The sequence below is a fragment of the Bacillus sp. SRB_8 genome, from assembly GCF_003264205.1.
GTDB classification, from domain to species: domain Bacteria; phylum Bacillota; class Bacilli; order Bacillales; family Bacillaceae_G; genus Bacillus_A; species Bacillus_A mycoides.
In genome coordinates this window covers 47573-69312 of sequence record NZ_NADT01000020.1, presented here as the reverse complement: position 1 = coordinate 69312, position 21740 = coordinate 47573, and the positions used below count along the sequence as shown (strand labels likewise).

Sequence of the window (21740 nt, the reverse complement as noted above, 5' to 3'; positions counted from 1 at the left end):
GAAAGAATATGAAAAGAACAATCATGATTATTTGTCTGATTCTAAGTATGACATGGGTTTCAGCGTGTACTCCTGGAGTAGGAGAAGGTGAGAATGGTAGCTTCGTTCTACCAAATCAGTTGCCAAAAAATGTAGTGTTTAAAAATGGTACAATCTATACTTCAAATGACAAGCAAGACATTGTAGAGGCTGTAGCCGTTAAAGAAGGGAAAATTACATTTGTTGGTTCAAACAAAGATGTAGAAGGATTTATAAATGAAGATACGAAAGTGGTGGATTTACAAGGACGTTTTATTCTTCCTGGTTTTGTGGACAATCACAATCATATATTTGAGGCGAAATCACCAGCAGCAGGGAATTGTAGTGTTTCACCGGATGCTGCGCTGCAAGAACAACGCTCGTATTTAAAGGCTTGTAAAAAAGATGTGAAAGATGGCGAATGGATAAGCGGAACAGGATTTAGTTTGGAAGAGCTGTTAAAAGATATGGAAGAAAAATCAGAACAACAAACGCCATTACAAGTTCTTGATGAGTTATTTCCTAATAACCCTGTATTAATTATGGAAAGAACTTCTCATTCTGTATGGGTTAACTCAAAAGCATTGGAAGTAGCGGGAATAAATAAAGAGACGAAAGATCCGCAAGGCGGAAGGATCATCCGGGATCCAGAAACAGGAGAACCTTTCGGGCTTCTGTATGATACAGCAGGGGATATCGTGATGGAAAAAGCATGGAATTCCCAGCCCAATCTCTTTGAAAAAAATTATGAAGGTTTGTTAGACGGTTTAGATGAGGTTGCGAAGAATGGTATTACTACAGTCGGCGATGGACGTCTTTATTGGAAACGAGGCTGGTTAGATGTTTGGAATAAAGTTAATGATGAGAAAAAGTTAACGTCGCGAGTAGTACTTCGTCCGTGGGTATATCCGAACTTAAATGAAGCAGAGCAAATGGAGTATTTCAAAAAAATTAAGCGTGATGATGTATCATCTAGAATGCTTATTAATCAAGTGAAGATGTATAGTGATGGAATTAGCATTAACAGCACAGCTAAAATACTAGAAAAATATAAATTTGAGTGGTTTAAAGGAACACCGTACGGTTTGAACTATATTCCAGAAGAAAAAATGAAGTGGTGGTTGAGTGAACTCAATAAAATTGGTTACGGTGCACTCATCCACACAATTGGAGATGGCGGAGTAAGAGAAAGTTTAAATGCAATTGAAGCAGCGAAAAAAGAAGGGGCGAATCAACCTTATACGCTTACACATGTGGAAATGGTAGAAGATAGTGATATAAATCGTTTTGCTAAGTTAGGTATTAGTGCTGATTTCCAAGTAGGCCATGATTTTGCAGAAGATCCTAAACAAAGCTGGGTAAGTGCGTATTTTTCAAATCAACAGATGAAACGAATTATGCCGTTAGGACGCATTTGGAAAACAGGAGCAAACGTATCACTTAGTAGTGATTGGGATGTAAATGAACTAAATCCACTTGTGACGATTTCGAATGCACTAAGTATTGATGAAAAGGGCTTGTCTGATGTATACGCAGCTATTGATGCATATACAATTAAGCCCGCCAAAGCATTAGGTCTTGATAATATTACTGGTTCAATTGAAGTAGGTAAATCAGCCGATATGGTATTACTAAATGAAGATATTACTAAAATGAGTGCCGATAAGATTCCGAATGCGAAAGTTTTAGTGACGGTTTTACAAGGAGAAGTAGTGTATCACAAGGGAAAATAAAGAATCAGTTTATGAAGTAGTTAATATATTTCTGTGGACCTTAACACGATGTCAAAGTTTAGACTGAACTTACATTCGAAGAAGGGGTGAACATGTATGAGAAATATGGGAAATAGTTTATATTATATGCCTGCTGAGTGGGAAAAACATGAGGGAACATGGCTCCAATGGCCTCATGATAAAGCTCATAGAGGCGAAGGTTACAGATCTAAGCTAGATGATATTTGGGTAACGATGGCAAAGGAGCTTCATTACGGAGAGAATGTGCATATTGTTGTATTTGATGAGGAAGAAAAAGTACATGTACAATCGAAGTTAATTGAAGCGAATGTAGATATGGATAAAATTGATTTTTTAATTGAAGAAACGGATGATGTTTGGATAAGAGATAATGGACCGATCTTTGTAAAAGATAAGGAAGGCAATCTCTGTTTAACACACTGGGTATTTAATGGTTGGGGGGATAAATATCCGTATGAAAATGATGCTGTTATTCCGGGAAAAATAAGTGAAATGTATAGCATTCCAAAAGTTAAATCTAGTGTCTGTATAGAAGGTGGAGGAATAGAGATAAATGGAAATGGCACCTTAATGGCGGCAAAAACTTCTATTATAAATGAAAATCGAAATCCTACACTAAATCAGGAAGAGATTGAAATAGAGTTAACGAAGTATTTGGGAGTAACGAATTTTATATGGATAACTGGTATTCGCGGAGAGGATAATTATGATGAAGATACAGATTACCATATTGATGGGGCAGCGCGTTTTGTAAATGAAAATACAATTCTTTATGAATATGATCCTTTTGGGGAGAGTGAATCCTACCTTTTGGAGGCGTACGAAAAGCATTATCAAGAATTGAGACAAGCAAGAAATATAGATGGAAAACCATTTCAGCTCATACCAGTACCGGTGACAAGAAAAATGGTAAAAGAAGCAGACTGTAAGGGCTCATATTTGAACTTTTATATTGGAAATGAAGTTGTATTGGTTCCTATATATGGCGATGAGCATGACAAGTTAGCGCTTCAAATCATGGAAGGGCAGTTTCCGGGAAGAAGAATTGTTGGTATTTATGTAAATGAACTGTTTGCGTATGGTGGTATGATTCACTGTGTGACACAGCAACATTTAGCATAAAGTAACCGAAATGAAAAAAGCATACAGAGTATATACTCTGCATGCTTTTTATAATGCTGAAAACTCTTCAACAAGTGAGCTAAAACGATTTAGTGCACTTTCAATCGGTTTTGGCGTAGTTAAATCAACACCAGGTTTTTTCAGTAAGTTTAATGGATAGTCAGAACTTCCGCCTTTAAGGAATTCAATATAGTTTTTCTGAGCATTTGGATCGCCGCTCAATAACTTATCAGCAATTTGGATTGCAGAAGCGAATCCAGTTGCGTATTTGTACACGTAAAATGGACGATAGAAATGCGGTATTCTAGCCCAGCCGTATTTTACTTCTTCGTCAAATACGAGAGAGTCGCCATTATACTCTCTAAATAAGTTTTCATAAACTTCGCTAAAGACTTGGGCATTTAATGGTTTACCTTGTTCGGCCATTTCATGTGTAATTTTTTCAAATTCTGCAAACATGATTTGTGTAAAGAAAGTACCTTTAAAGCTATCGATAAAGTAGTTAATTAAATGATTACGTACGTTCGTTTCTTTTGCTTCTTTTAATAAATAATGAATTAATAACACTTCATTTACTGTAGAAGCGACTTCTGCAACAAAGATAGTATAGTGTGCAGAAATTCTTGGTTGGTATCCGTGTGAGTAATGCGTATGCATACCGTGCCCGCATTCATGAGTAAGGGTGAAAAGGCTATTTAAATCATCGTGATGATTTAAAAGAATGAAAGGATGAACACCGTATACACCAAAGTTATAAGCGCCAGAACGTTTTCCTGGTGTTTCTCTCACGTCTATATAGCGTTTATCTTTAAAGTTTTTTAATGTTTCGATATATTCTTTACCTAAAGGAGCTAGTGACGCGATCATTATATCAAACGCTTCGTCGTATGGAATGTCTTGTTTTACACCTTTTACTAAATCAACACTCAAGTCGTATTGTCGTAGTTCATCTACATTTAATTTTTCTTTTCTAAGTTCATTATACGTATGTAATGATTGAATGTTTTTTTTCGTTGTCTCAATTAAATTTTCATATACTTCTTTCGGAACCATGTCGCCAAATAATGATTTTTCTAAAGCTGATGGATATTTTCGTAGCTTTGAGACAGTAACATTGTTTTTAATAGCTGCGGACAAAGTAGAAGCGATAGAATTCTTTAATTGAACGTATGGTTTGTAATAAGCTTTATAGGCTTCTTCACGTTTCTCACGATTCTCATCTTCTATTAGCTTTGAATACATTCCACGTGTTAAGTTTACTTTTTCTCCATCATCAGTAGTCACTTCACCAAAAATTATATCTGCATTATTTAACATGCCAAATGTATGCTGCGGGGAGGAGAGTGCTTCACCCATTTGTGATAAAATCTCTTCTTGGTCTTTATTCAAAACGTGTTTTTTATAACGGTATAGCTCAAATAAGTCTTTTTTATAATAGTGTAAGCCTTCTGTTTCTTCTATGTAAGAATGTAATGTGTTTTCATCTACACTAAGTAAGAATGGGGAAAAGAAAGATTTAGCCGCACTTACTTTCACGTGTAATTGTGATACTTTATCGACAAGGGATTGAGCGTCAGTATCGCGTGTATCAAGATCAGATTGTAATCGTGCATAAGCGAACATTAAAGATATTATGCTAGATATTTCTTCACTCTTTGTTAAATAAGCTAATAAACTATTGCCATCGTGAATATTTCCATTAAACTTGTGTAATTCATTCGTTAATACTTCAATTTTATGAAAATCGCTTTCCCAATCTTCAATTGTATGATAAATATCCGTTAAATCCCATTTTTCTTTATCAGCTACTTGTAGTCGATCTTTAAGTTCAGTCATAATCATTTCCTTTCTAAATATGTAGTTATATTCCTATATAACTATGAAATACAACAAATTGCAAAAAATCCCTGCTGGAAAATGAAAAGCCTTGCCGGAAATGGCGAGGCTTTAAAAGTTATAATGTAATGCCGAACGTTGAATGAAGGAGGTTTGTATATTGCTCTTTTGTAATTGTTTCTTTTGTTTTATTTCTATTTTTCGTTACTGTAAGGCTATCTTTTGTTAATGATGCGTGCCCGTCATGAGTAAGTTTTACAACAAGAGGTACTTTGTTAAATGGTGAACCTTCATGTTCAACAATAATTTTTTGTGCTGCATTTGCTTTCGTTTCATCCACTTCTTCCAAGTAAAATGCATAACCTACTGTCCAATCATCAGTAGAAGATTGATCTAGAAACTCATTGCTTTTACGCATTTCTAAAATATAATTACCTTTTTCAGTCGTTTCTTTACGAATACGATAGTCGCCTGTTACAGAATGAACGATCTCACCTGAGAAAGGAACAGGGGAAAGGGGTAAATATGATCCGAAACCTACTTCAATTAAGTAAAGTTCATTATGATGTTGTAAAACAGTTGCGATATGCCCTGAATCTACAGCCCATATAGAATTTGCAGCGTTATAAACTGTTCCTGAAACGAGATGGACATCGAATTTAGAGTCTTTAAGGAAGTAATACATAGCCGGATTCAATTCATAACAAAGGCCGCCACGGTTGTTTATTAAAATTTTTTCTTTTAGATTTTCTTTTGATATTTCTTTAAAGTTGTTTTCGAGAATATTTAAGTTTTCAAAAGGGACAGTTTGTGCCATTGCGTACATAATGTTAGGTAAATCTTCAAATGAAACTTTGTGTTTTTCTTCTATATTTAATCTTGCAAAAAATTGTTTTTGAAAGTCGGTCATAGAAATCCCTCCGTTATGCTTTTATAGATAAATTGTAAACAATTTTGAATCCGATGTGAATTTTAAACTATATGGGGTACTTGTGGAATAGTTGAATTCATATTTTGAAAAATAATGTGAGAGATTAAAAGATTGTTACTTTACTAACTGTAGAACGAATATTATAATAACTTTAACAAATTATGCAAACGTTTTCTTGAAGGGGATGGTGTAAATATGTTGAAAAGGATTACGGTAGTCTGTTTATTGTTTATTTTGCTTTTTCCTAATATATATGAGGGAAATAAGGCAGAAGCAGCAACAGTGAACAATGGAACATTAATGCAGTATTTTGAGTGGTACGCTCCGAATGATGGGAATCATTGGAATCGTTTGCGTTCCGATGCTGAAAGTTTAGCTCATAAAGGAATCACATCTGTATGGATACCACCTGCATATAAAGGGACTTCGCAAAATGATGTAGGGTATGGGGCCTATGATTTATATGATTTAGGGGAGTTCAATCAAAAAGGAACGGTGCGGACGAAATATGGGACAAAAGCACAGTTGAAATCTGCAATTGACGCATTACATAAGCAAAACATCGACGTATACGGTGATGTAGTTATGAATCATAAAGGTGGGGCTGATTATACTGAAACCGTAACAGCTGTTGAGGTAGACCGTAACAATCGAAATATTGAAGTATCAGGTGATTATCAAATTAGTGCATGGACGGGGTTTAATTTTCCAGGGCGCGGAGATGCTTATTCTAATTTCAAATGGAAATGGTATCATTTTGACGGAACGGATTGGGATGAAGGAAGGAAATTAAATCGAATTTATAAATTTAGGGGTGTAGATAAAGCGTGGGATTGGGAAGTGTCTAGCGAAAATGGAAATTATGATTATTTGATGTATGCAGATCTTGATTTTGATCATCCTGATGTTGCGAATGAGATGAAAAATTGGGGAACATGGTATGCGAATGAATTAAATTTAGATGGCTTTCGTTTGGACGCTGTTAAACATATTGATCATGAATATTTACGCGATTGGGTAAATCATGCCAGACAGCAAACGGGGAAAGAAATGTTTACAGTAGCTGAATATTGGCAAAATGATGTTCAGGCTTTAAACAATTATTTAGCGAAAGTCAATTATAATCAATCTGTGTTTGATGCACCGCTTCATTACAATTTTCATTATGCTTCAACAGGAAATGGGAATTATGATATGAGAAATATTTTAAATGGAACAGTAATGAAAAATCACCCTGCACTCGCAGTTACTCTCGTTGAGAATCATGATTCTCAGCCTGGGCAGTCATTGGAATCTGTAGTAAGTCCGTGGTTTAAGCCGCTGGCATATGCATTTATTTTAACTCGTGCAGAGGGTTATCCTTCAGTTTTCTATGGTGATTACTATGGGACAAGCGGAAATAGTAGTTATGAAATTCCAGCGTTAAAAGATAAAATTGATCCAATTTTGACGGCACGAAAAAACTTTGCATATGGTACGCAGCGTGATTATTTAGACCATCCAGATGTGATTGGCTGGACAAGAGAAGGCGATGGTGTACATGCTAATTCTGGTTTAGCGACATTACTCTCGGACGGACCAGGAGGATCAAAGTGGATGGATGTTGGAAAGAATAACGCTGGGGAAGTATGGTACGATATTACGGGTAATCAAACAAATACTGTAACAATTAATAAAGATGGATGGGGGCAGTTCCATGTAAATGGAGGCTCAGTTTCAATATATATTCAGCAGTAAATTTGTGATAAAAAAGAAGGGGCAGACTGAAATATAAGTTCTCCTCTTCTTTTTTACATTCTGCATAGTTATTAAAGTATGACACCTTTACTTCTTATAAAACATATAGTATGATGATTTCAATAAATTAGATTTCAATGAACATAAAATATAAATTAATGAGAGGTGCTTTTTGTGAGTGCGGTAGGTACTAAATAGGAAAAATTTAATGAAATAAATCGGATAAGACCAGGGGATTTTTATGTATATCATAACCCTAATTTTGTCATGCACTTATTTCGAAACCTATGAAGATACCTACAATACTTTATAAAGCGTGTAATAAGGGGATTGCCATCTGTTTTTATGGCTTATTTTCTCATATGTTATTACACATGCCTTGTAAATGTAAAAGCTGCGGTATCCCCGCAGCTTTTTTGTATATGTTTTTAATGTATAAAAATGATAATTGAATAATGTAGAACTCATTGGAATCTAATGAGTAGGTATCTTCATTGATGATAAAAACCAATCATAGTGAGGAGAAACAAAATGAATACGATGACTTTTGAAAAGTTACAATATAACGAATTAAAGGATATAGTGAAATCTTATTGTGTAAGTGGATTAGGTAAGGAATTATTAAATAAATTAGAGCCGAGTACGAGTATAAAAGTAGTGAGAAATCGCTTAAATGAAACGACAGAAGCACGAGCTATAGTAGATGCAGAAGGGCATGTGCCTTTCTTCGGAATTTCTAATATCGCTAGTACAATTCAAAAATTAGAAAAAGGGATGATTTTAGATCCAGCAGAGTTAGTGAGTGTTTCAGACTTTTTACGTGGATGTAGAAAGATTAAAAAATTTATGTTAGATAAAGAATTTTTTGCACCAGTATTAGCTTCTTATGCGAATTCGATGACTGAATTTAAAAGTATTGAAGAGGAAATTAACTTTTCAATTAAAGGAAATAGCATTGATGCAGCGGCTAGTAAAGAGTTAAAACGAATTCGAAATAACATTGATTCTGTAGACGGAAAAATAAAAGAACGTTTAACGAAGTTTTTAAATAGTAGTGCAAATAAGAAATATATTCAGGAATTCTTTATTAGTAAGAAGGACGATAGGTATACGATTCCAATTAAATCTTCTTATAAAAATCAAGTTGCGGGAAGTATAGTTGAAGCTTCCGCTAAAGGTTCAACTGTATTTATAGAACCGCATACGGTTACAAAGTTAAATGCGGAACTCGCAAGTTGGAAAGCAGAAGAAGCGATGGAAGAGTATCAAATTTTAGCGACTTTATCAGGAATGGTATTAGAAAATATTTATCATATAAAAATTAATATGGAACTAATTAGCCAATATGATATGGTATTTGCGAAAGCGAAGTTTAGTAAATCAATCGATGGAATAGAGCCGAAATTAAACGATCATGGCTACATTCATTTAGTAAATTGTAAGCATCCGCTTTTAAGTGGAAAAGTAGTACCATTAAACTTTGAAATCGGTCAAGAATACCGTAGTTTAATTATTACTGGGCCGAATGCAGGCGGGAAAACAATTGTGCTAAAAACAATTGGATTGTTAACATTAGCGACAATGTCAGGCCTTCACATCGCTGGAGATAAAGAAACGGAAATTGCTATTTTCGAAAATATATTTGTAGACATTGGTGATAACCAAAGTATCGAAAATGCACTAAGTACATTTTCATCTCATATGAAAAATCTTTCTGAAATTATGAGGATGTCAAATAATAATACGTTACTGTTATTTGACGAAATAGGAAGCGGTACAGAACCGAATGAAGGTGCGGCGCTTGCGATATCTATTTTAGAAGAATTTTACCTTGCGGGATGTATTACAATTGCGAGTACGCATTACGGTGAAATTAAACGCTTTTCAGAAATGCACGATGATTTTATGAACGCAGCAATGCAATTTAATAGTGAAACACTAGAGCCACTTTATAAATTAGTGATCGGTAAATCAGGTGAAAGTAATGCACTTTGGATTGCGAATAAAATGAATGTGAGAGAACATGTACTGCAAAGAGCGAAAGAGTATATGGGAAATAAAGAATACGCTATAGAAAAAGTGAATGAAAGTAAGATTAGAAAACCGAAAATGGTGCAAGAAAAAAGAGAAAATGACTATGAATATAAAATCGGCGACCGTGTGAATTTGTTAGATCATAACGATTTCGGGATTGTATATAAGGAAAAAGATAATTTCTATAATGTCGTTGTATATTATAACGGTGAATTCGTTGAAGTGAATGTGAAACGTATTACTTTAGAGGTAGCGGCGAAAGAATTATACCCAGAAGGATATGATTTAAATACACTATTTGTTGATTATAAAGAAAGAAAAATGCAACACGATATGGAGCGCGGATCGAAAAAAGCGCTTCGTAAAATTGAAAAAGAAATAAGAAAGAATAGAGGATAATATAGAATGGTAACGATTAGACAAGAACAAAAAAATGATTATAGTAAGACAGAAGAAGTTGTAAAACAAGCATTTTTAAATGAAGAATTTAGTGATAAAAAGGAACATGAACTTGTAAAACGTATTAGAGAATGTGACGCGTTTATTCCTGAATTATCAATCGTTGCAGTAGATGAGGAAATAGTCGGGCATATTATGTTATCAAAAATTACGATAGAACAGGATGGAACTTCTGTAGAATCATTAGCGCTCGCACCAGTTTCAGTTGCTAGGGGCCATCAGAAAAAAGGAATCGGCGGAAAACTAATCGCTTCTGCTTTAGAAAAGGCGGAAGAACTTGGATATGAATCTGTTGTGGTATTAGGGCATCCAGAGTACTATCCGAAATTCGGATTTAAGAAAGCAAGTGATTGGAATATAAAAGCACCATTTGAAGTGCCAGATGAAGTGTTTATGGTGATGGAATTAAGAGGGAGTGCTCTTGAAGGCGTAGAAGGAATTGTACAATATTCGAGTGCTTTTGCTGAGTAGGAGTATCGGTTAAGAAATGTAATCATAAAAGATGCTATCTTTTTGTAGGGATATACAGAAAGATAGCTTTTTTTATTAAGCAGATCTACTTACGTATATTTTGCTCAATGAATAATTGAGATGGTAAAATTGATATAGAAATGTAAAGGGAGAGAATAGAATGAAGAAGCGAGAAACAGATAGCAATGAGAATGTAGTTACGTTATATGTTACAAGACATGGAAAAACAATATTAAATACGAACCAGCGCGCGCAAGGTTGGGCAGATTCTCCGTTAGTAGAAAAAGGTGTGGAAGTTGCCTCTAATTTAGGAACAGGATTAAAAGATGTTCATTTTGCGAATGCGTACAGTAGTGATAGCGGCCGAGCGATTGAAACTGCTAATTTAGTATTAAAATATAGTGAGCAATCCACCTTAAAACTTGAGCAAAGGAAAAATTTACGAGAATTAAATTTTGGTATTTTTGAAGGTGAAAAACTTGAAAATATGTGGGATGTGGTTGGAAAAGCTGCGGGCGTTGCATCACCAGAAGAACTCATGAAGTTTTCTATTCAAGAAGTGATTAATCTTATTAGAGCAGCAGATCCTACGAAACAGGCGGAAGATTGGGAATTATTTTCTACTCGCATAAAAACAGAGATTGATAAAATTAGTGAAGAAGCTGCTAAAAATGGAGGTGGCAACGTTCTAGTTGTCGTTCATGGGCTTTTGATTACTGCATTAATTGAAATGTTAGACAGTACCAAAACAAAACTTGGAGTGGAAAATGCTAGTGTGACGAAGATTGTATATCAAGATGGAACATATACAGTCGAGTCGGTTGGAGATATGAGCTATGTTGCAAAAGGGAAAGAAAGTGTGGAAATATAAAGGTAAGAAAAGGAAGATAGAGAAATCTAGCTTCCTTTTTATTTTTCAGTATATCATTCATTAATTTTAAACGGAATATTCTGTTAAAAACGAACTGTGAAAATTATTGTAATGGTATAATTACAGAGTAGGAACAACAAATTAGTTTGCAGTGTATTGGAGGGACATTAGTCTAGCCTTACATTTCATCTCGGAATCTAAAGTAAGTATACGAGAAATAAAACAAAGTAAGGAATGTGTGAATATGGATCGAATATATTTTGTGGACAACCCGTGGCCTAATGGTCATCGAATTGTTAATTTTAAGTGGAGTGCACATTTTAAATATGCAGAGGAAGAAGAGTTAAATGGTATGGCTGGTTTGTATTTTGATTTGCATTTAGAGACCGCGGATTATGATGAGGAAGATTTGGATGAAGAAGATGAAGAGAATGAGGAAGAAGATGATTGGCACGCTAAGATTGTATGGAACAACTTCCATAGATGCACTTTGTCATCAGAAGAATGGGATTTTAAAGGGTTTCGTGTAGGAAGTGATGAGGCGCCTTTTAATTTGGATATGCTAAACGGGAAGAGATTTGCAATTGATTTTTTATCGGAAGATGAGCAGAAGGACTTAGATTTAGAGTTAACTGCATTTGACGTTTATTTACTTGGACATGATGCGTCAGCCTTTCATAATATTAAGTTTACTAGATTAGAAGGGCAGACATATCAAATTGAATGGAAAGGGAAATTGGCACTAGCGTATATTGGTGATTATGAATTTAAATATGATTTTCATACACTAATTTCCTCAACATCATTTAGTGGAATTAATATTCCTAATGACATAAATGATCATGAGGCGTATGTTTTGCTAAAAAGATTTGTTAGTAATCCAGTATTGTTTGAATTGCAACATGATAATGGGGATAGACGATTTGTAATTAAATAAAAATATATTGTTGCATTTTTGAAATATATGAGTAAAAGGCTACCGTATTCGACATAGCTAATAACTTCGGTGCCGGAAAACTTAAAGAAAATGATACATAGTATGTGATTTATGTTCAGTTCTAAGGAGAAAAGAATATTAACAATTATATGGAGAAGTGATTATGTTGATTAAATTCGTTCATTTGTTATTTGGAAAACCGTGTGAAAAAGGTGATTCGTTCCAAACTAAGTTTCCACGGTTTATTTATTGGAGTGCAGTTGTATTTTATTTTTTTGGAATGCTATTATTTGGGATTTTTTCTTTTATTGATACTGTATTTATTGGATCGTTGATATCGGGAGGTTTGTTTTTTCCTTTAATATTTAGATTCATTTATTTTATAAACTTAAAAATGAGGGGCCTAGAAAGAGAAGTATAGACAGAAAAAATATAAATAACAGGGTAATTGAAAAGAAGCGAAATTGAACATTAATAATATTTAAAAAGGAAGCAATGGAATATATTCTAGCTTCCTTTTTAAATGGGAACGATTAAGGGATTAATAAAATCTTCCCTGTACTTTTTCTGCTCTCTAATAATTCATGAGCACGGGCACCGTCTCGTAAAGAGAATGTAGTAGGACTTGCGATCTTTAATTTTTCGGCCGTAATCCATTCGAATAATTGAGAGGAGCGTTCTTTTCTCTCTTCATAAGATGTAAGCACGTTCCAAAGGTCTCCACCTGTTAAAGTCTTTGAAGTATCCATAAGCATACGTGGATCTACAGGTATAGGATTACCGCCGGCCATTCCGTAAAATACGACAGTACCGCCAATTTTAGTAGCGTTAAAACTTTCCACGAGTGTAGAACCTACTGATTCATACACAACATTTACTCCGGCACCATTAGTCACCTCAAGTACTTTCGTATGCCATGCTTCAGTATATAAAAATACGTGATCAGCACCAGCTAACGTAGCTACTTGTGCTTTTTCTTTTGATGATGTAAGACCGATTACTGTTCCGCCCAGTAGTTTAATCATTTGAACGAGAAGTTGACCAACGCCACCAGCTGCAGCGTGTACTAAAGCTATATCGCCTTGTTTTATTTGATAGCTATCTTTCGTTAAATAATGTGCTGTTAGACCTTGCAATAAGACAGAAGCGGCTGTTTCAAAAGAAATAGAGTCTGGAAGTGTAATTGCTTTTTCAGATGGAACGGCAACTAATTTTGCATTTGAGAATGGAACGTCAGCAAATGCAATGTGGTCTCCGGGATTGATAGTAGTAACGTTAGCTCCTACTTTTTCAACAATACCAGCGCCTTCATAACCTAATATATAAGGCGGGTTACCAGCGAGATGATAATCGCCGCGGCGTCTATAAATATCAGCGAAATTTAAACCGATTGCTTGCATGCGAACAAGAATTTCATTTGGATGTATGATTGGATCAGGTATTTCTTTATATTGTAGTACATCAGCGTCTCCGAATGCTTCGAAACAAAGTGCTTTCATATGGAATACCTCCATTTATATTGTTTGTCGATGTTCTTTATCATACAATACAAATATCAATAGGCAAAGAGGATTATTTCGATAAAATCAATCGGGAATATCGATTGAAAAGAGGGATGATAAATGGAGATAAAACAATTAATTACATTTAAAGTAGCTGCAGAGACTTTGAACTTTACACAAACTGCGAAGAAATTAAACTTTGCACAATCGAGCGTAACGGCGCAAATTAAAACGTTAGAGGCTGAGCTCGGTACGCCATTATTTGAAAGATTAGGAAAACGTCTTTTCTTAACTGAAGCAGGCAGGAAGTTTCAACTATATGCTGATAAGATGATTGCACTCAGTAACGAAGCGAAAATGGCTGTGAAAGATGATGAGGAAATAGCGGGTACGTTAATAATCGGTGCACAAGAAAGTCAATGTACATATAGGCTTCCATCTATATTAAAGAAATTTAAAGCACAATTTCCCCAAATAAAGCTTATATTTAAACCTGCACATTCCAATAAAGATGCGAAGGAACAATTGATGGAGGGGAAAGTAGATCTTGTATTTATTTTGGACGAATGTAAAACAGAGGATGTTTTACATGTGGAGCCACTTATGAAAGAAGAATTAAAAGTAGTAGCTGCTCCTACGCATCGTTTACTTGAACAACCTTCCGTTTCTACAAAAGATTTAGAAAGCGAAACACTTTTACTAACAGAACTAGGTTGCTCGTATCGGACTTTATTTGAAGAGTTATTCCGTGCGGAAGATGTATACCCAGCAAATAAGATTGAATTTGTTAGTGTCGAGGCAATTAAACAATGCGTTATTGCAGATTTAGGTATAGCAGTTTTGCCAGCAATAGTAGTAGAAAAAGATATACGAGAGGGAACGATAAAGGAATTAGTCTTAAAGAATACAATTACTCCGATCTATACGCAAATTGCTTGGCATAAAGATAAATGGATGACAGCGCCACTGCAGCAATTTATTGAGGTGACGAGGGAGTCTTTTAATTAACAGGTGTTATAGGAGAGGAATTAATATAATAAACGATTAACTTATTTACGGAAAGAAAGCGCATGTTTTGAAAAAGATTAATCAAAACGTGCGCTTTCTTTTTTGTGTTTATCCCGCTATTTGTGGGAGTCTTACTGCCCGTAAACGCCCGATTGGTGAAGGCTAATAATCAGTGGAGGACGAACAAAGCCCCCACTGATTATTAGCCTTCACTTTATTAAGTTCAGTTGCAGTAATTAATTAACTAAGGTCTGTGTCAGGAGGAGTGTATCCGAGGTGACGAGCCATTGATACAAGTTGACCTTTATGATGAAATTCATGTGTTTCCGCATGAGTTAAAAGCCATAGCGGAGTTGTGCTCCAAGGTTCTTTTTGCCATTTCACTTCATTTGCTATATTTTCGAGCCAACGGTCATTGTATTCATCTAAAAAACGCATTACAACCTCATCGACTAACTTAAATCTAGCACGAACTTTCTCGACATCTGCATGCTCAATTTCATAATCACTAGCGAATGAAAAATCTGCTCGTTTTTGCTTGAATGCGAATGATCCAAGCCAGTATCGGTAGCAATCAGCTACATGAATATGGGTTTTTAAAATGCTGCCACTTCCGAAATTAGGAACTGTACTGTGCAATTTTTCTCGTGGAATTTCTTCCAAAAATGTAAATAGATTTTCTCTTGTAGAACGAATAAGATTATATTGTTGTTTTAAAACATGTAACATGCCATGACACTCCTCTTTTATTTACTAAACTAAATGCGTAGTAAGTAATTCTATATTTAGGAGGAGTGAACCTTTGTATTATTTTTACAGCTTTTCCCGAACAAGAAAGCCCATTGCCTTTAGGCATGGGATGAAAGTGAGGTTGGATACGGAGTACCACTAAAAATCGCAAGGTTCGTGGTACTTTAAGTATCCAAAGTATAGGTAGTTTCTTCGGATGTTTTTGTTGGAACCTTTCGAAAATAAATGATATAAATAGAATAAATGATGATAGAAGAATGTTTCAAAGTGTTTGAGAGGAAAACCTTCTCGTTTAATACAGTTGTAAAGTTTATAAACACGTCTGATTTTGTTATGATCGCTAGAAATGTATCAAATGAACGATGCTACAAATCAAAAAACAAGGGGATGAAACGTATGTCACAGACCCTAACAGTGAAAGTGAAATTGATTCCAACAAAAGGACAAATCCGTTTATTGGAACAAAGTAGTCACGAATATATTAAAGTTATAAATACACTTGTATCGGAAATAGTTAAAGCAAAGAAAAGTACGAAAAAAAGCACAAAAGATATTGAAGCAAATATCCCAAGTGCGGTGAAGAATCAGGCGATTAAAGACGCGAAAAGTTTGTTTGCTACAAAAGTAAAGAAAAGCCATTATAAAATCATCCCGATTCTAAAGAGACCTGTTTGTGTATGGAACAATCAAAATTATTCATTTGACCCTACTTATATTTCAATCCCATTTAAGGTAAATGGAAAGTCGACTCGTGTAAAAATCCGAGCTTTATTAAGCGATAAAAACAATCGTAATCTGAATCTGTTAAAACATAAATTAGGTACACTTCGCATCATAAAGAAATCGAATAAGTGGATAGCCCAAATATCTGTCACACTTTCTATCAATAAAAGGACAGGAACGAAAATTTTAGGAGTAGACTTAGGTCTCAAGGTTCCCGCGGTAGCAATCACAGATGATGATAAGGTTCGTTTCTTTGGGAGTGGTAGGCACAATAAATATAAGAAGCGTAAGTTTCGTAGTGTTCGTAAGAAGTTAGGAAAAGACAAAAAAGTGAAAGCCATTCGGCGAATGGATGATAAAGAGAAAAGATGGATGCAAGATAAAGATCACAAAATAAGTCGTGCAATTATTAATTTTGCGATTGCAAATCATATTTCTGTCATTCGATTAGAACAATTAACGAATATAAGACAGACGGCAAGAACAAGCCGTAAAAACGAAAAAAATCTACACACTTGGTCATTCTATCGTTTGGCACAATGTATTGCCTATAAAGCAACGATAGCTGGTATTCAGATTGAATATGTGAATCCAGCTTATACAAGTCAAAGTTGTCCGAAATGTGCTGAAAAGAATAAGGCTCGAGATAGAAAATACAAGTGTCCATGTGGGTTTAAGACACATCGTGATATCGTTGGAGCGATGAATATTCGCTACGCAAATGTGATTGATGGTAACAGTCAATCAGCCTAAGCACCTTTATGGTCTGGTTTAGGAGGGGCAATGAGATGCCCTTATCTTGAAGGATGTTCAAAACAGAAATGGATTGCGAACGCTTAGTCATTCAAGAATCCCACCCATAAATCCGTAAGGATTCGGGCTTGCGACTTTAGTCGTGGGAGTCTCAATAAGCATATTAGATGTTTTTCTTAATTGTTTCTGATAGATTAAACAAGGTGAAACTCTAATAAGTTTAACATCCTTAGTTCATAATAAATTGTACATAAAAAAGGAGACGATAAAATGAATAGAATAATTGGTTTAAAACAATTTGAAATAACGCGTGGGGCATTACTTCAATTTATGGAAACGTTAGATGACAAAACTGCGGATACGCAGCCGGAGGGCTTTAACAATACAATTCGCTGGCATATCGGTCATGTGTTAACGGCAGCAGAAGTTTTCATGTTTGGAAAAGAATTTAAACAATTACCAACTGAATATCCAGGTATGTTTGGATATGGTTCAAGACCATCTAAATGGAAAACAGAAGGGCCATCATTAGAAGTGTTAACGGTTCAATTAAAAGAACAAGCGAAGCGCATTCAAGAAATTCCAGCAGAAGCATTTGAAAATAAACTTCCAGAGCCATTTTTAGGGTTGGAAACAGTTGGAGAGCTTTACGGTATGATGCTTTATCATGAAGCAGACCATATTGGGCAAATGAAGGCGATGGAACGTATTATTAAGGCTCTTTAGTTTTGGGTAAAGTTAAATAATATATAGACAAAAAAGGGTAGATAATTTATTATCTATCCTTTTTTGTTGTTGAACTTCTTGAAGGATTAAGGATTATGAACGCTAATCATCGTGATGCTGATGAAGAAGGAAAGAAAACCAACCAACCAATTAGGATAAAGAAACATCCTAAATTTTATGGTAGTTATTATTTTTTTGTATTACTTAATAGAAAAATATTGAAAATAATACAGAAGAAAGTATAAGGTTGCAAAATCTGTATGAAATAGGGTATTCCTAAATATGGAATATACGTATAATAAAAGAGAGGAACTAGAAAATGGGGGAATACTATGATTACATTGGAACAAAAGTTGGAGCAATACACACATACATATGCACAGTTAAAGGGAGAACTAAAATGGAAAACGAGTGATTCTCGAACAGGTATGATGATTGCTGCTATGTATGCAGGTAGTGATAAACTGTTTGATCTCGGACGTTTTTTAGAAATTAGTAGTTATATTAAGAATCAGGTAGGGATGTTTTCATACTTAAAGTCTTATCATCGCTTTGTGGTGTCCGCAACATTAGATATTCATTTTACAGATTACAAGGAAGCTTTTCAGAGATTTTTAGATTTATATGAACAATTGGTCGCTGGTGGCTTTAGCCGGAGTATATTTACTTATCTCGCAGCAGCTGTGCTTTTAACAGAAGAAAATGAACAGCATGGCACGCACATTCAGCGTTCGATGCAAGTATATAAACGGATGAAAGAGGATCATCTTTTTCTTACAGGTACAAATGATTATCCACTCGCGGTTTTACTAGCAGGACAATCAGAGAATGTAGAAACACTTATGGACCGAGTAGAACGTCTTTATCAGAAACTAGCGAAAGCTGGTTTGCGTAAAGGGAATGATCTTCAGTTTTTAAGTCATATCCTCTCACTAAAGAAGGATGTCCGTGAAGAAATGTTAGTTGCAACATGTACAAACATATGGAATTTGTTAAAACAAGAAAAGATAAAAGTGAAACAGATGCATTATCCAGCTATCGGGTTACTAGCGTTACTTGAGGATGGAGAAAAAGAGATTCATTCTATTAAAGCGTTGATTGAAAAATTGCAAGGGGAGAAATTTTTCTGTTGGCATACAGATACGAATATTCTTATTGCTATTCAACTGTTCGTAAGTCAGAAAGGTGAGGAAAGTAAAGCTACCAACGCAGGTTTACAAACAATGATAGAAGTCCTCATACAGGCACAACAGGCAGCTATGATGGCAACGATCGCCGCTTCATCTGCAGCAACCTCTTCTGCTAGTAGTAGTTCATAATGTGCAACTGCTTATGCGCTTGTAAATTATGATGAACCTATAACCTCTTTGATGAGAACGGTTTAAAAAATATTAATAAAAAAGGCCCATCACTCTCTAATGAGTGATGGGCTAACTGTTTTTACAGAGTGGATCTTTTATTGGGTAAGGAAGGAAGATAAGTTGTTATTTTAATGTTTTTACATAATTAGCATTATCTTTTCGATTCCTTTAAATGTTTGAGTTGTGTAACAATCATAATGCTAATAACAACGAGTAAAAACCATGAGCTAATTTTGCTTAAGTGAACGAGGCTCCATGTTTCCCGTTGATTTGGATATTGCCATGCTCCGAAGAAGGTAGCGATGTTTTCTGCAATCCAAATAAAGAATCCGATAAGGAAAAATGAGAGTACGAGCGGCATTTTATATGTAAAGTCTTGTACTGAAAATTCCACAAATGTGCGAAAGAAAACAATGAATAAAATTAAAGTTAATACCCATCTAAAGTCATATAGAAAATGATGTGTAAAAAAATTAAAGTAAATCATTGCTCCTAGAGGTATTGCAAAAATAGCTTTCGGCCAATGATGCATTTGTAAATGCAATCTTCTCCACGCTTGGCATATGTAACTTGCAACACTTGCATACATAAAACCACTGTAAAGCGGAACTCCCAAAATCTTCGAATACGCCTCTTCGGGGTAACTCCATGAACCGAAATGTACTTTATATATTTCTAGCAAAAGGCCGATGAGGTGGAAGACAGTAATTACTTTTAGTTCGTCTTTCGTTTCAAGTCCTGTTTTATACATTATATATTGCATAAGAAGACATACAATGAGTATGAGATCATAGCGATATAACCCTGAGATAGAAATGATTTTTGAAAGGGCTAGTGTTAAAAAAATGACGACTGGGAATAAGCAAGATAATGCTTGTTCGTAAGTAAAATAGAGTAGTTGTTTTACATAAAACATTATTTCACCTTCTGCGAGTTCTTATTTTGATTGAATAATCTGAAGAATAATTAAGTATACTATAGTTCTAAATAATAGAGAACTATAATTGGTTTGTTTAAAAAAACAAAAAAATGTAAAATGAAGTTAATTTAATGTAGAGGAGATGTGCCAATGTCAGCGCTTATTGTAAGTATCCCGTTAAAAAAACAGTTTATGGAACAAGGGGATGAATAGGCTAGAATTATTGTCCCCGCTATTTAAAAAAGGGGAGTTTTAGATGACGATGAATCTTTTTCAAAATAAAACTATTAAATTATCAGCTATTAGAGAAGCAGATGCTGAAGTAATGGCTATGTGGCAAGAGGATAGTGAGTACTTAAGAAATGTAGATACAGACTTGGCATTCCCGCAATCGTTACATGAAATAGCGAGTGATGGGCTATTAAAGGGACGGAGATCGAATAGTGTTTCTTTCATGTTAAGAACAGTTCAAGATGATCGCTTAATTGGTTTTGTTGCAATTCACGGCATAGAGTGGAATAACAGAACAGGTTTATTAGCAATTGGTATAGGAGATGCGAATGATAGAGGGAAGGGATATGGAAGGGAAACAATACACCTTATTCTAAAGTATGCTTTCTATGAATTGAATTTACACCGCATCGGTCTCGATGTTATTTCGTATAATAAATCTGCCATTGCACTATATAAAAAGATGGGTTTTCAGATGGAAGGATGTATGAGGGAAGCAGTTCAAAGAGACGGAAAGTGTTTTGATCGTATGATTATGGGGATATTGCGAGATGAATGGATAGAGCTGCAGAACTAGCAAAAACATACAGAATAATTGTGTAGTGTAGAGTGAAAAGTTGTAATATTTAGGTAATGATGAGCAGAGGAGTGTACTAATGGAAGGTTTATCTTCATTAAGAGAGTGTTTATATCAGCTAGAGGAACGATTACTTAAACCAGGGGTTCGCACATCTCAAAAGGAGCTTAAAAAGATACTTGCCGCTGATTTTTTTGAGTTTGGGAGTTCTGGTAAAGTTTTATATAAAAATGAGGATATCGATAAAAATGGAATTGGTGTGGTAAAAATGACTTTGAGTGATTTTGAAGTACATCCATTATCCAAAGATGTAGCATTAACTACTTATCGAATATTCAATGAAATGAATAATCAACACTCGTTACGTAGTTCGATATGGAAATTTAGAGAAGGAAGATGGCAAATGTATTTTCATCAAGGTACACCTGCTAAATTTTAGTGAAGCTTTTTGTATGAAAAAGAAACTATAAAGAATAGAATTGTTGAATATATTAGTCCTTTATATATATATATATATAGGACTAATGAAAGTTGTCTTTCTAAAATATCTAAATTTGTTCTTAAAAGGGTCTTGTTAATAAAGGTACATTCCATATTATATATGTAGTATGCAGGAGATATAACGGTAATTGGCGAAATTTTACAGTGAGCTGATTGAATTTATAAGGAGTTATGCGAGATGAACTTAGAAAAAAGTAAGCCAGTAAACGAAGAGGTCACTGAATTAAAAGAACTAATTAAAGAACTACACGGAAGTGTACATCAACTTCAAAGTGAAGTGCAGCAACTAAGGCACGAAAGACCAGTTGTTGAAGTGAGAAAAGGTGTTCAATTATCACCGGCAATCATTGGACAAATTGGTGGTATGATTTTAGGTGGATTAGCAATTATAGGTATATTTTGGTGATGAAAACAGGTATGCGGCGTAGTGCTGCATACCTGTTTTACTGTCGTTATTTGTCGACAAGTCGATATTCGTTGTCGAATCGCCGATATATTTAGAAAATCGCTGATATATTT

At 34.9% G+C, this 21740-nt stretch carries 20 protein-coding genes and 1 pseudogene; 16 read left to right on the top strand and 5 right to left on the bottom strand.

From position 1 onward, the window contains the following. The first annotated feature begins 8 nt into the window (after nt 1–8). Nucleotides 9–1751: an amidohydrolase gene (locus tag B5P40_RS18630; protein ID WP_113709605.1), complete on the top strand. Its 1743-nt coding sequence runs from the start codon at nt 9–11 to the stop codon at nt 1749–1751. Nucleotides 1752–1847: 96 nt separating this feature from the next. Then, a complete protein-coding gene (locus B5P40_RS18625) occupies nt 1848–2894 on the top strand; it encodes an agmatine deiminase family protein (protein WP_113709604.1) in 1047 nt (348 codons plus the stop codon). A gap of 48 nt (nt 2895–2942) precedes the next feature. Here B5P40_RS18625 and pepF read toward each other — a convergent pair whose 3' ends face one another. Continuing rightward, complete coding sequence (pepF, locus tag B5P40_RS18620) at nt 2943–4730, bottom strand: oligoendopeptidase F (RefSeq protein ID WP_113709603.1); 1788 nt, start codon at nt 4728–4730, stop codon at nt 2943–2945. Nucleotides 4731–4848: 118 nt separating this feature from the next. Continuing rightward, complete coding sequence (locus tag B5P40_RS18615) at nt 4849–5640, bottom strand: arylamine N-acetyltransferase family protein (RefSeq protein WP_002033438.1); 792 nt, start codon at nt 5638–5640, stop codon at nt 4849–4851. Nucleotides 5641–5856: 216 nt separating this feature from the next. On the opposite strand from B5P40_RS18615, the gene amyS reads away from it, so the two are divergent. The 6 genes from amyS (at nt 5857) to B5P40_RS33580 (ending at nt 12591) form a co-directional block, all read left to right on the top strand. Beyond that, nucleotides 5857–7398, top strand: a complete 1542-nt coding sequence (gene amyS / locus B5P40_RS18610; protein ID WP_113709602.1) for an alpha-amylase — start codon at nt 5857–5859, stop codon at nt 7396–7398. 531 nt (nt 7399–7929) lie between these two features. After that, nucleotides 7930–9831: an endonuclease MutS2 gene (locus tag B5P40_RS18605; protein WP_113709601.1), complete on the top strand. Its 1902-nt coding sequence runs from the start codon at nt 7930–7932 to the stop codon at nt 9829–9831. Between the two features lie 6 nt (nt 9832–9837). Beyond that, on the top strand, nt 9838–10362 hold the full coding sequence (locus tag B5P40_RS18600) for a GNAT family N-acetyltransferase (protein WP_002190298.1): 525 nt from the start codon (nt 9838–9840) through the stop codon (nt 10360–10362). 160 nt (nt 10363–10522) lie between these two features. Then, on the top strand, nt 10523–11233 hold the full coding sequence (locus B5P40_RS18595; protein WP_113709600.1) for a histidine phosphatase family protein: 711 nt from the start codon (nt 10523–10525) through the stop codon (nt 11231–11233). Nucleotides 11234–11477: 244 nt separating this feature from the next. Continuing rightward, on the top strand, nt 11478–12170 hold the full coding sequence (locus tag B5P40_RS18590; protein WP_113709599.1) for a hypothetical protein: 693 nt from the start codon (nt 11478–11480) through the stop codon (nt 12168–12170). A gap of 163 nt (nt 12171–12333) precedes the next feature. Beyond that, nucleotides 12334–12591, top strand: a complete 258-nt coding sequence (locus B5P40_RS33580) for a hypothetical protein (protein ID WP_002192752.1) — start codon at nt 12334–12336, stop codon at nt 12589–12591. Nucleotides 12592–12703: 112 nt separating this feature from the next. Here B5P40_RS33580 and B5P40_RS18580 read toward each other — a convergent pair whose 3' ends face one another. Next, nucleotides 12704–13669, bottom strand: a complete 966-nt coding sequence (locus B5P40_RS18580; RefSeq protein ID WP_002190294.1) for a quinone oxidoreductase family protein — start codon at nt 13667–13669, stop codon at nt 12704–12706. Between the two features lie 123 nt (nt 13670–13792). On the opposite strand from B5P40_RS18580, the gene B5P40_RS18575 reads away from it, so the two are divergent. Beyond that, nucleotides 13793–14680, top strand: a complete 888-nt coding sequence (locus tag B5P40_RS18575; RefSeq protein WP_113709598.1) for a LysR family transcriptional regulator — start codon at nt 13793–13795, stop codon at nt 14678–14680. Nucleotides 14681–14920: 240 nt separating this feature from the next. Here the strand turns inward: B5P40_RS18575 and B5P40_RS18570 are convergent, their stop codons facing one another. Beyond that, nucleotides 14921–15409, bottom strand: a complete 489-nt coding sequence (locus B5P40_RS18570) for a DinB family protein (protein ID WP_113709597.1) — start codon at nt 15407–15409, stop codon at nt 14921–14923. 417 nt (nt 15410–15826) lie between these two features. Between B5P40_RS18570 and B5P40_RS18560 the strand changes: the two genes are divergently transcribed. From B5P40_RS18560 to B5P40_RS18545, 4 genes and pseudogenes are all read left to right on the top strand, one after another. Further along, nucleotides 15827–16906 (top strand): RNA-guided endonuclease TnpB family protein, encoded by a 1080-nt coding sequence (locus B5P40_RS18560; RefSeq protein ID WP_113709596.1) that lies wholly within the window; start codon nt 15827–15829, stop codon nt 16904–16906. Nucleotides 16907–17176: 270 nt separating this feature from the next. After that, nucleotides 17177–17632: a DinB family protein gene (locus B5P40_RS18550; protein WP_002033453.1), complete on the top strand. Its 456-nt coding sequence runs from the start codon at nt 17177–17179 to the stop codon at nt 17630–17632. 95 nt (nt 17633–17727) lie between these two features. Continuing rightward, nucleotides 17728–17877, top strand: coding sequence for a hypothetical protein (locus tag B5P40_RS32865; protein ID WP_181462953.1), 150 nt, complete (start codon nt 17728–17730; stop codon nt 17875–17877). Between the two features lie 37 nt (nt 17878–17914). Then, a pseudogene (locus B5P40_RS18545) lies at nt 17915–18951 on the top strand (DUF4003 domain-containing protein). A 193-nt stretch (nt 18952–19144) separates the two neighbouring features. Here the strand turns inward: B5P40_RS18545 and B5P40_RS18540 are convergent. Next, a complete protein-coding gene (locus tag B5P40_RS18540) occupies nt 19145–19909 on the bottom strand; it encodes a DUF817 domain-containing protein (protein ID WP_113709594.1) in 765 nt (254 codons plus the stop codon). A 259-nt stretch (nt 19910–20168) separates the two neighbouring features. On the opposite strand from B5P40_RS18540, the gene B5P40_RS18535 reads away from it, so the two are divergent. From B5P40_RS18535 to B5P40_RS18525, 3 genes are all read left to right on the top strand, one after another. After that, nucleotides 20169–20720, top strand: a complete 552-nt coding sequence (locus tag B5P40_RS18535; protein WP_061675389.1) for a GNAT family N-acetyltransferase — start codon at nt 20169–20171, stop codon at nt 20718–20720. Nucleotides 20721–20799: 79 nt separating this feature from the next. Further along, nucleotides 20800–21159: a nuclear transport factor 2 family protein gene (locus B5P40_RS18530; RefSeq protein ID WP_061675390.1), complete on the top strand. Its 360-nt coding sequence runs from the start codon at nt 20800–20802 to the stop codon at nt 21157–21159. A 240-nt stretch (nt 21160–21399) separates the two neighbouring features. After that, nucleotides 21400–21627, top strand: coding sequence for a coiled-coil domain-containing protein (locus tag B5P40_RS18525; protein ID WP_060749124.1), 228 nt, complete (start codon nt 21400–21402; stop codon nt 21625–21627). The last annotated feature ends 113 nt before the right edge of the window (nt 21628–21740 follow it).

Bases quoted from the DNA above. Each gene is read 5' to 3' on its own strand.
- B5P40_RS18630 (WP_113709605.1), top strand. From the start codon at position 9: ATGAAAAGAACAATCATGATTATTTGTCTGATTCTAAGTATGACATGG.
- B5P40_RS18625 (WP_113709604.1), top strand. From the start codon at position 1,848: ATGAGAAATATGGGAAATAGTTTATATTATATGCCTGCTGAGTGGGAA.
- pepF (WP_113709603.1), bottom strand. From the start codon at position 4,730: ATGACTGAACTTAAAGATCGACTACAAGTAGCTGATAAAGAAAAATGG.
- B5P40_RS18615 (WP_002033438.1), bottom strand. From the start codon at position 5,640: ATGACCGACTTTCAAAAACAATTTTTTGCAAGATTAAATATAGAAGAA.
- amyS (WP_113709602.1), top strand. From the start codon at position 5,857: ATGTTGAAAAGGATTACGGTAGTCTGTTTATTGTTTATTTTGCTTTTT.
- B5P40_RS18605 (WP_113709601.1), top strand. From the start codon at position 7,930: ATGAATACGATGACTTTTGAAAAGTTACAATATAACGAATTAAAGGAT.
- B5P40_RS18600 (WP_002190298.1), top strand. From the start codon at position 9,838: ATGGTAACGATTAGACAAGAACAAAAAAATGATTATAGTAAGACAGAA.
- B5P40_RS18595 (WP_113709600.1), top strand. From the start codon at position 10,523: ATGAAGAAGCGAGAAACAGATAGCAATGAGAATGTAGTTACGTTATAT.
- B5P40_RS18590 (WP_113709599.1), top strand. From the start codon at position 11,478: ATGGATCGAATATATTTTGTGGACAACCCGTGGCCTAATGGTCATCGA.
- B5P40_RS33580 (WP_002192752.1), top strand. From the start codon at position 12,334: ATGTTGATTAAATTCGTTCATTTGTTATTTGGAAAACCGTGTGAAAAA.
- B5P40_RS18580 (WP_002190294.1), bottom strand. From the start codon at position 13,669: ATGAAAGCACTTTGTTTCGAAGCATTCGGAGACGCTGATGTACTACAA.
- B5P40_RS18575 (WP_113709598.1), top strand. From the start codon at position 13,793: ATGGAGATAAAACAATTAATTACATTTAAAGTAGCTGCAGAGACTTTG.
- B5P40_RS18570 (WP_113709597.1), bottom strand. From the start codon at position 15,409: ATGTTACATGTTTTAAAACAACAATATAATCTTATTCGTTCTACAAGA.
- B5P40_RS18560 (WP_113709596.1), top strand. From the start codon at position 15,827: ATGTCACAGACCCTAACAGTGAAAGTGAAATTGATTCCAACAAAAGGA.
- B5P40_RS18550 (WP_002033453.1), top strand. From the start codon at position 17,177: ATGAATAGAATAATTGGTTTAAAACAATTTGAAATAACGCGTGGGGCA.
- B5P40_RS32865 (WP_181462953.1), top strand. From the start codon at position 17,728: ATGAACGCTAATCATCGTGATGCTGATGAAGAAGGAAAGAAAACCAAC.
- B5P40_RS18540 (WP_113709594.1), bottom strand. From the start codon at position 19,909: ATGTTTTATGTAAAACAACTACTCTATTTTACTTACGAACAAGCATTA.
- B5P40_RS18535 (WP_061675389.1), top strand. From the start codon at position 20,169: ATGACGATGAATCTTTTTCAAAATAAAACTATTAAATTATCAGCTATT.
- B5P40_RS18530 (WP_061675390.1), top strand. From the start codon at position 20,800: ATGGAAGGTTTATCTTCATTAAGAGAGTGTTTATATCAGCTAGAGGAA.
- B5P40_RS18525 (WP_060749124.1), top strand. From the start codon at position 21,400: ATGAACTTAGAAAAAAGTAAGCCAGTAAACGAAGAGGTCACTGAATTA.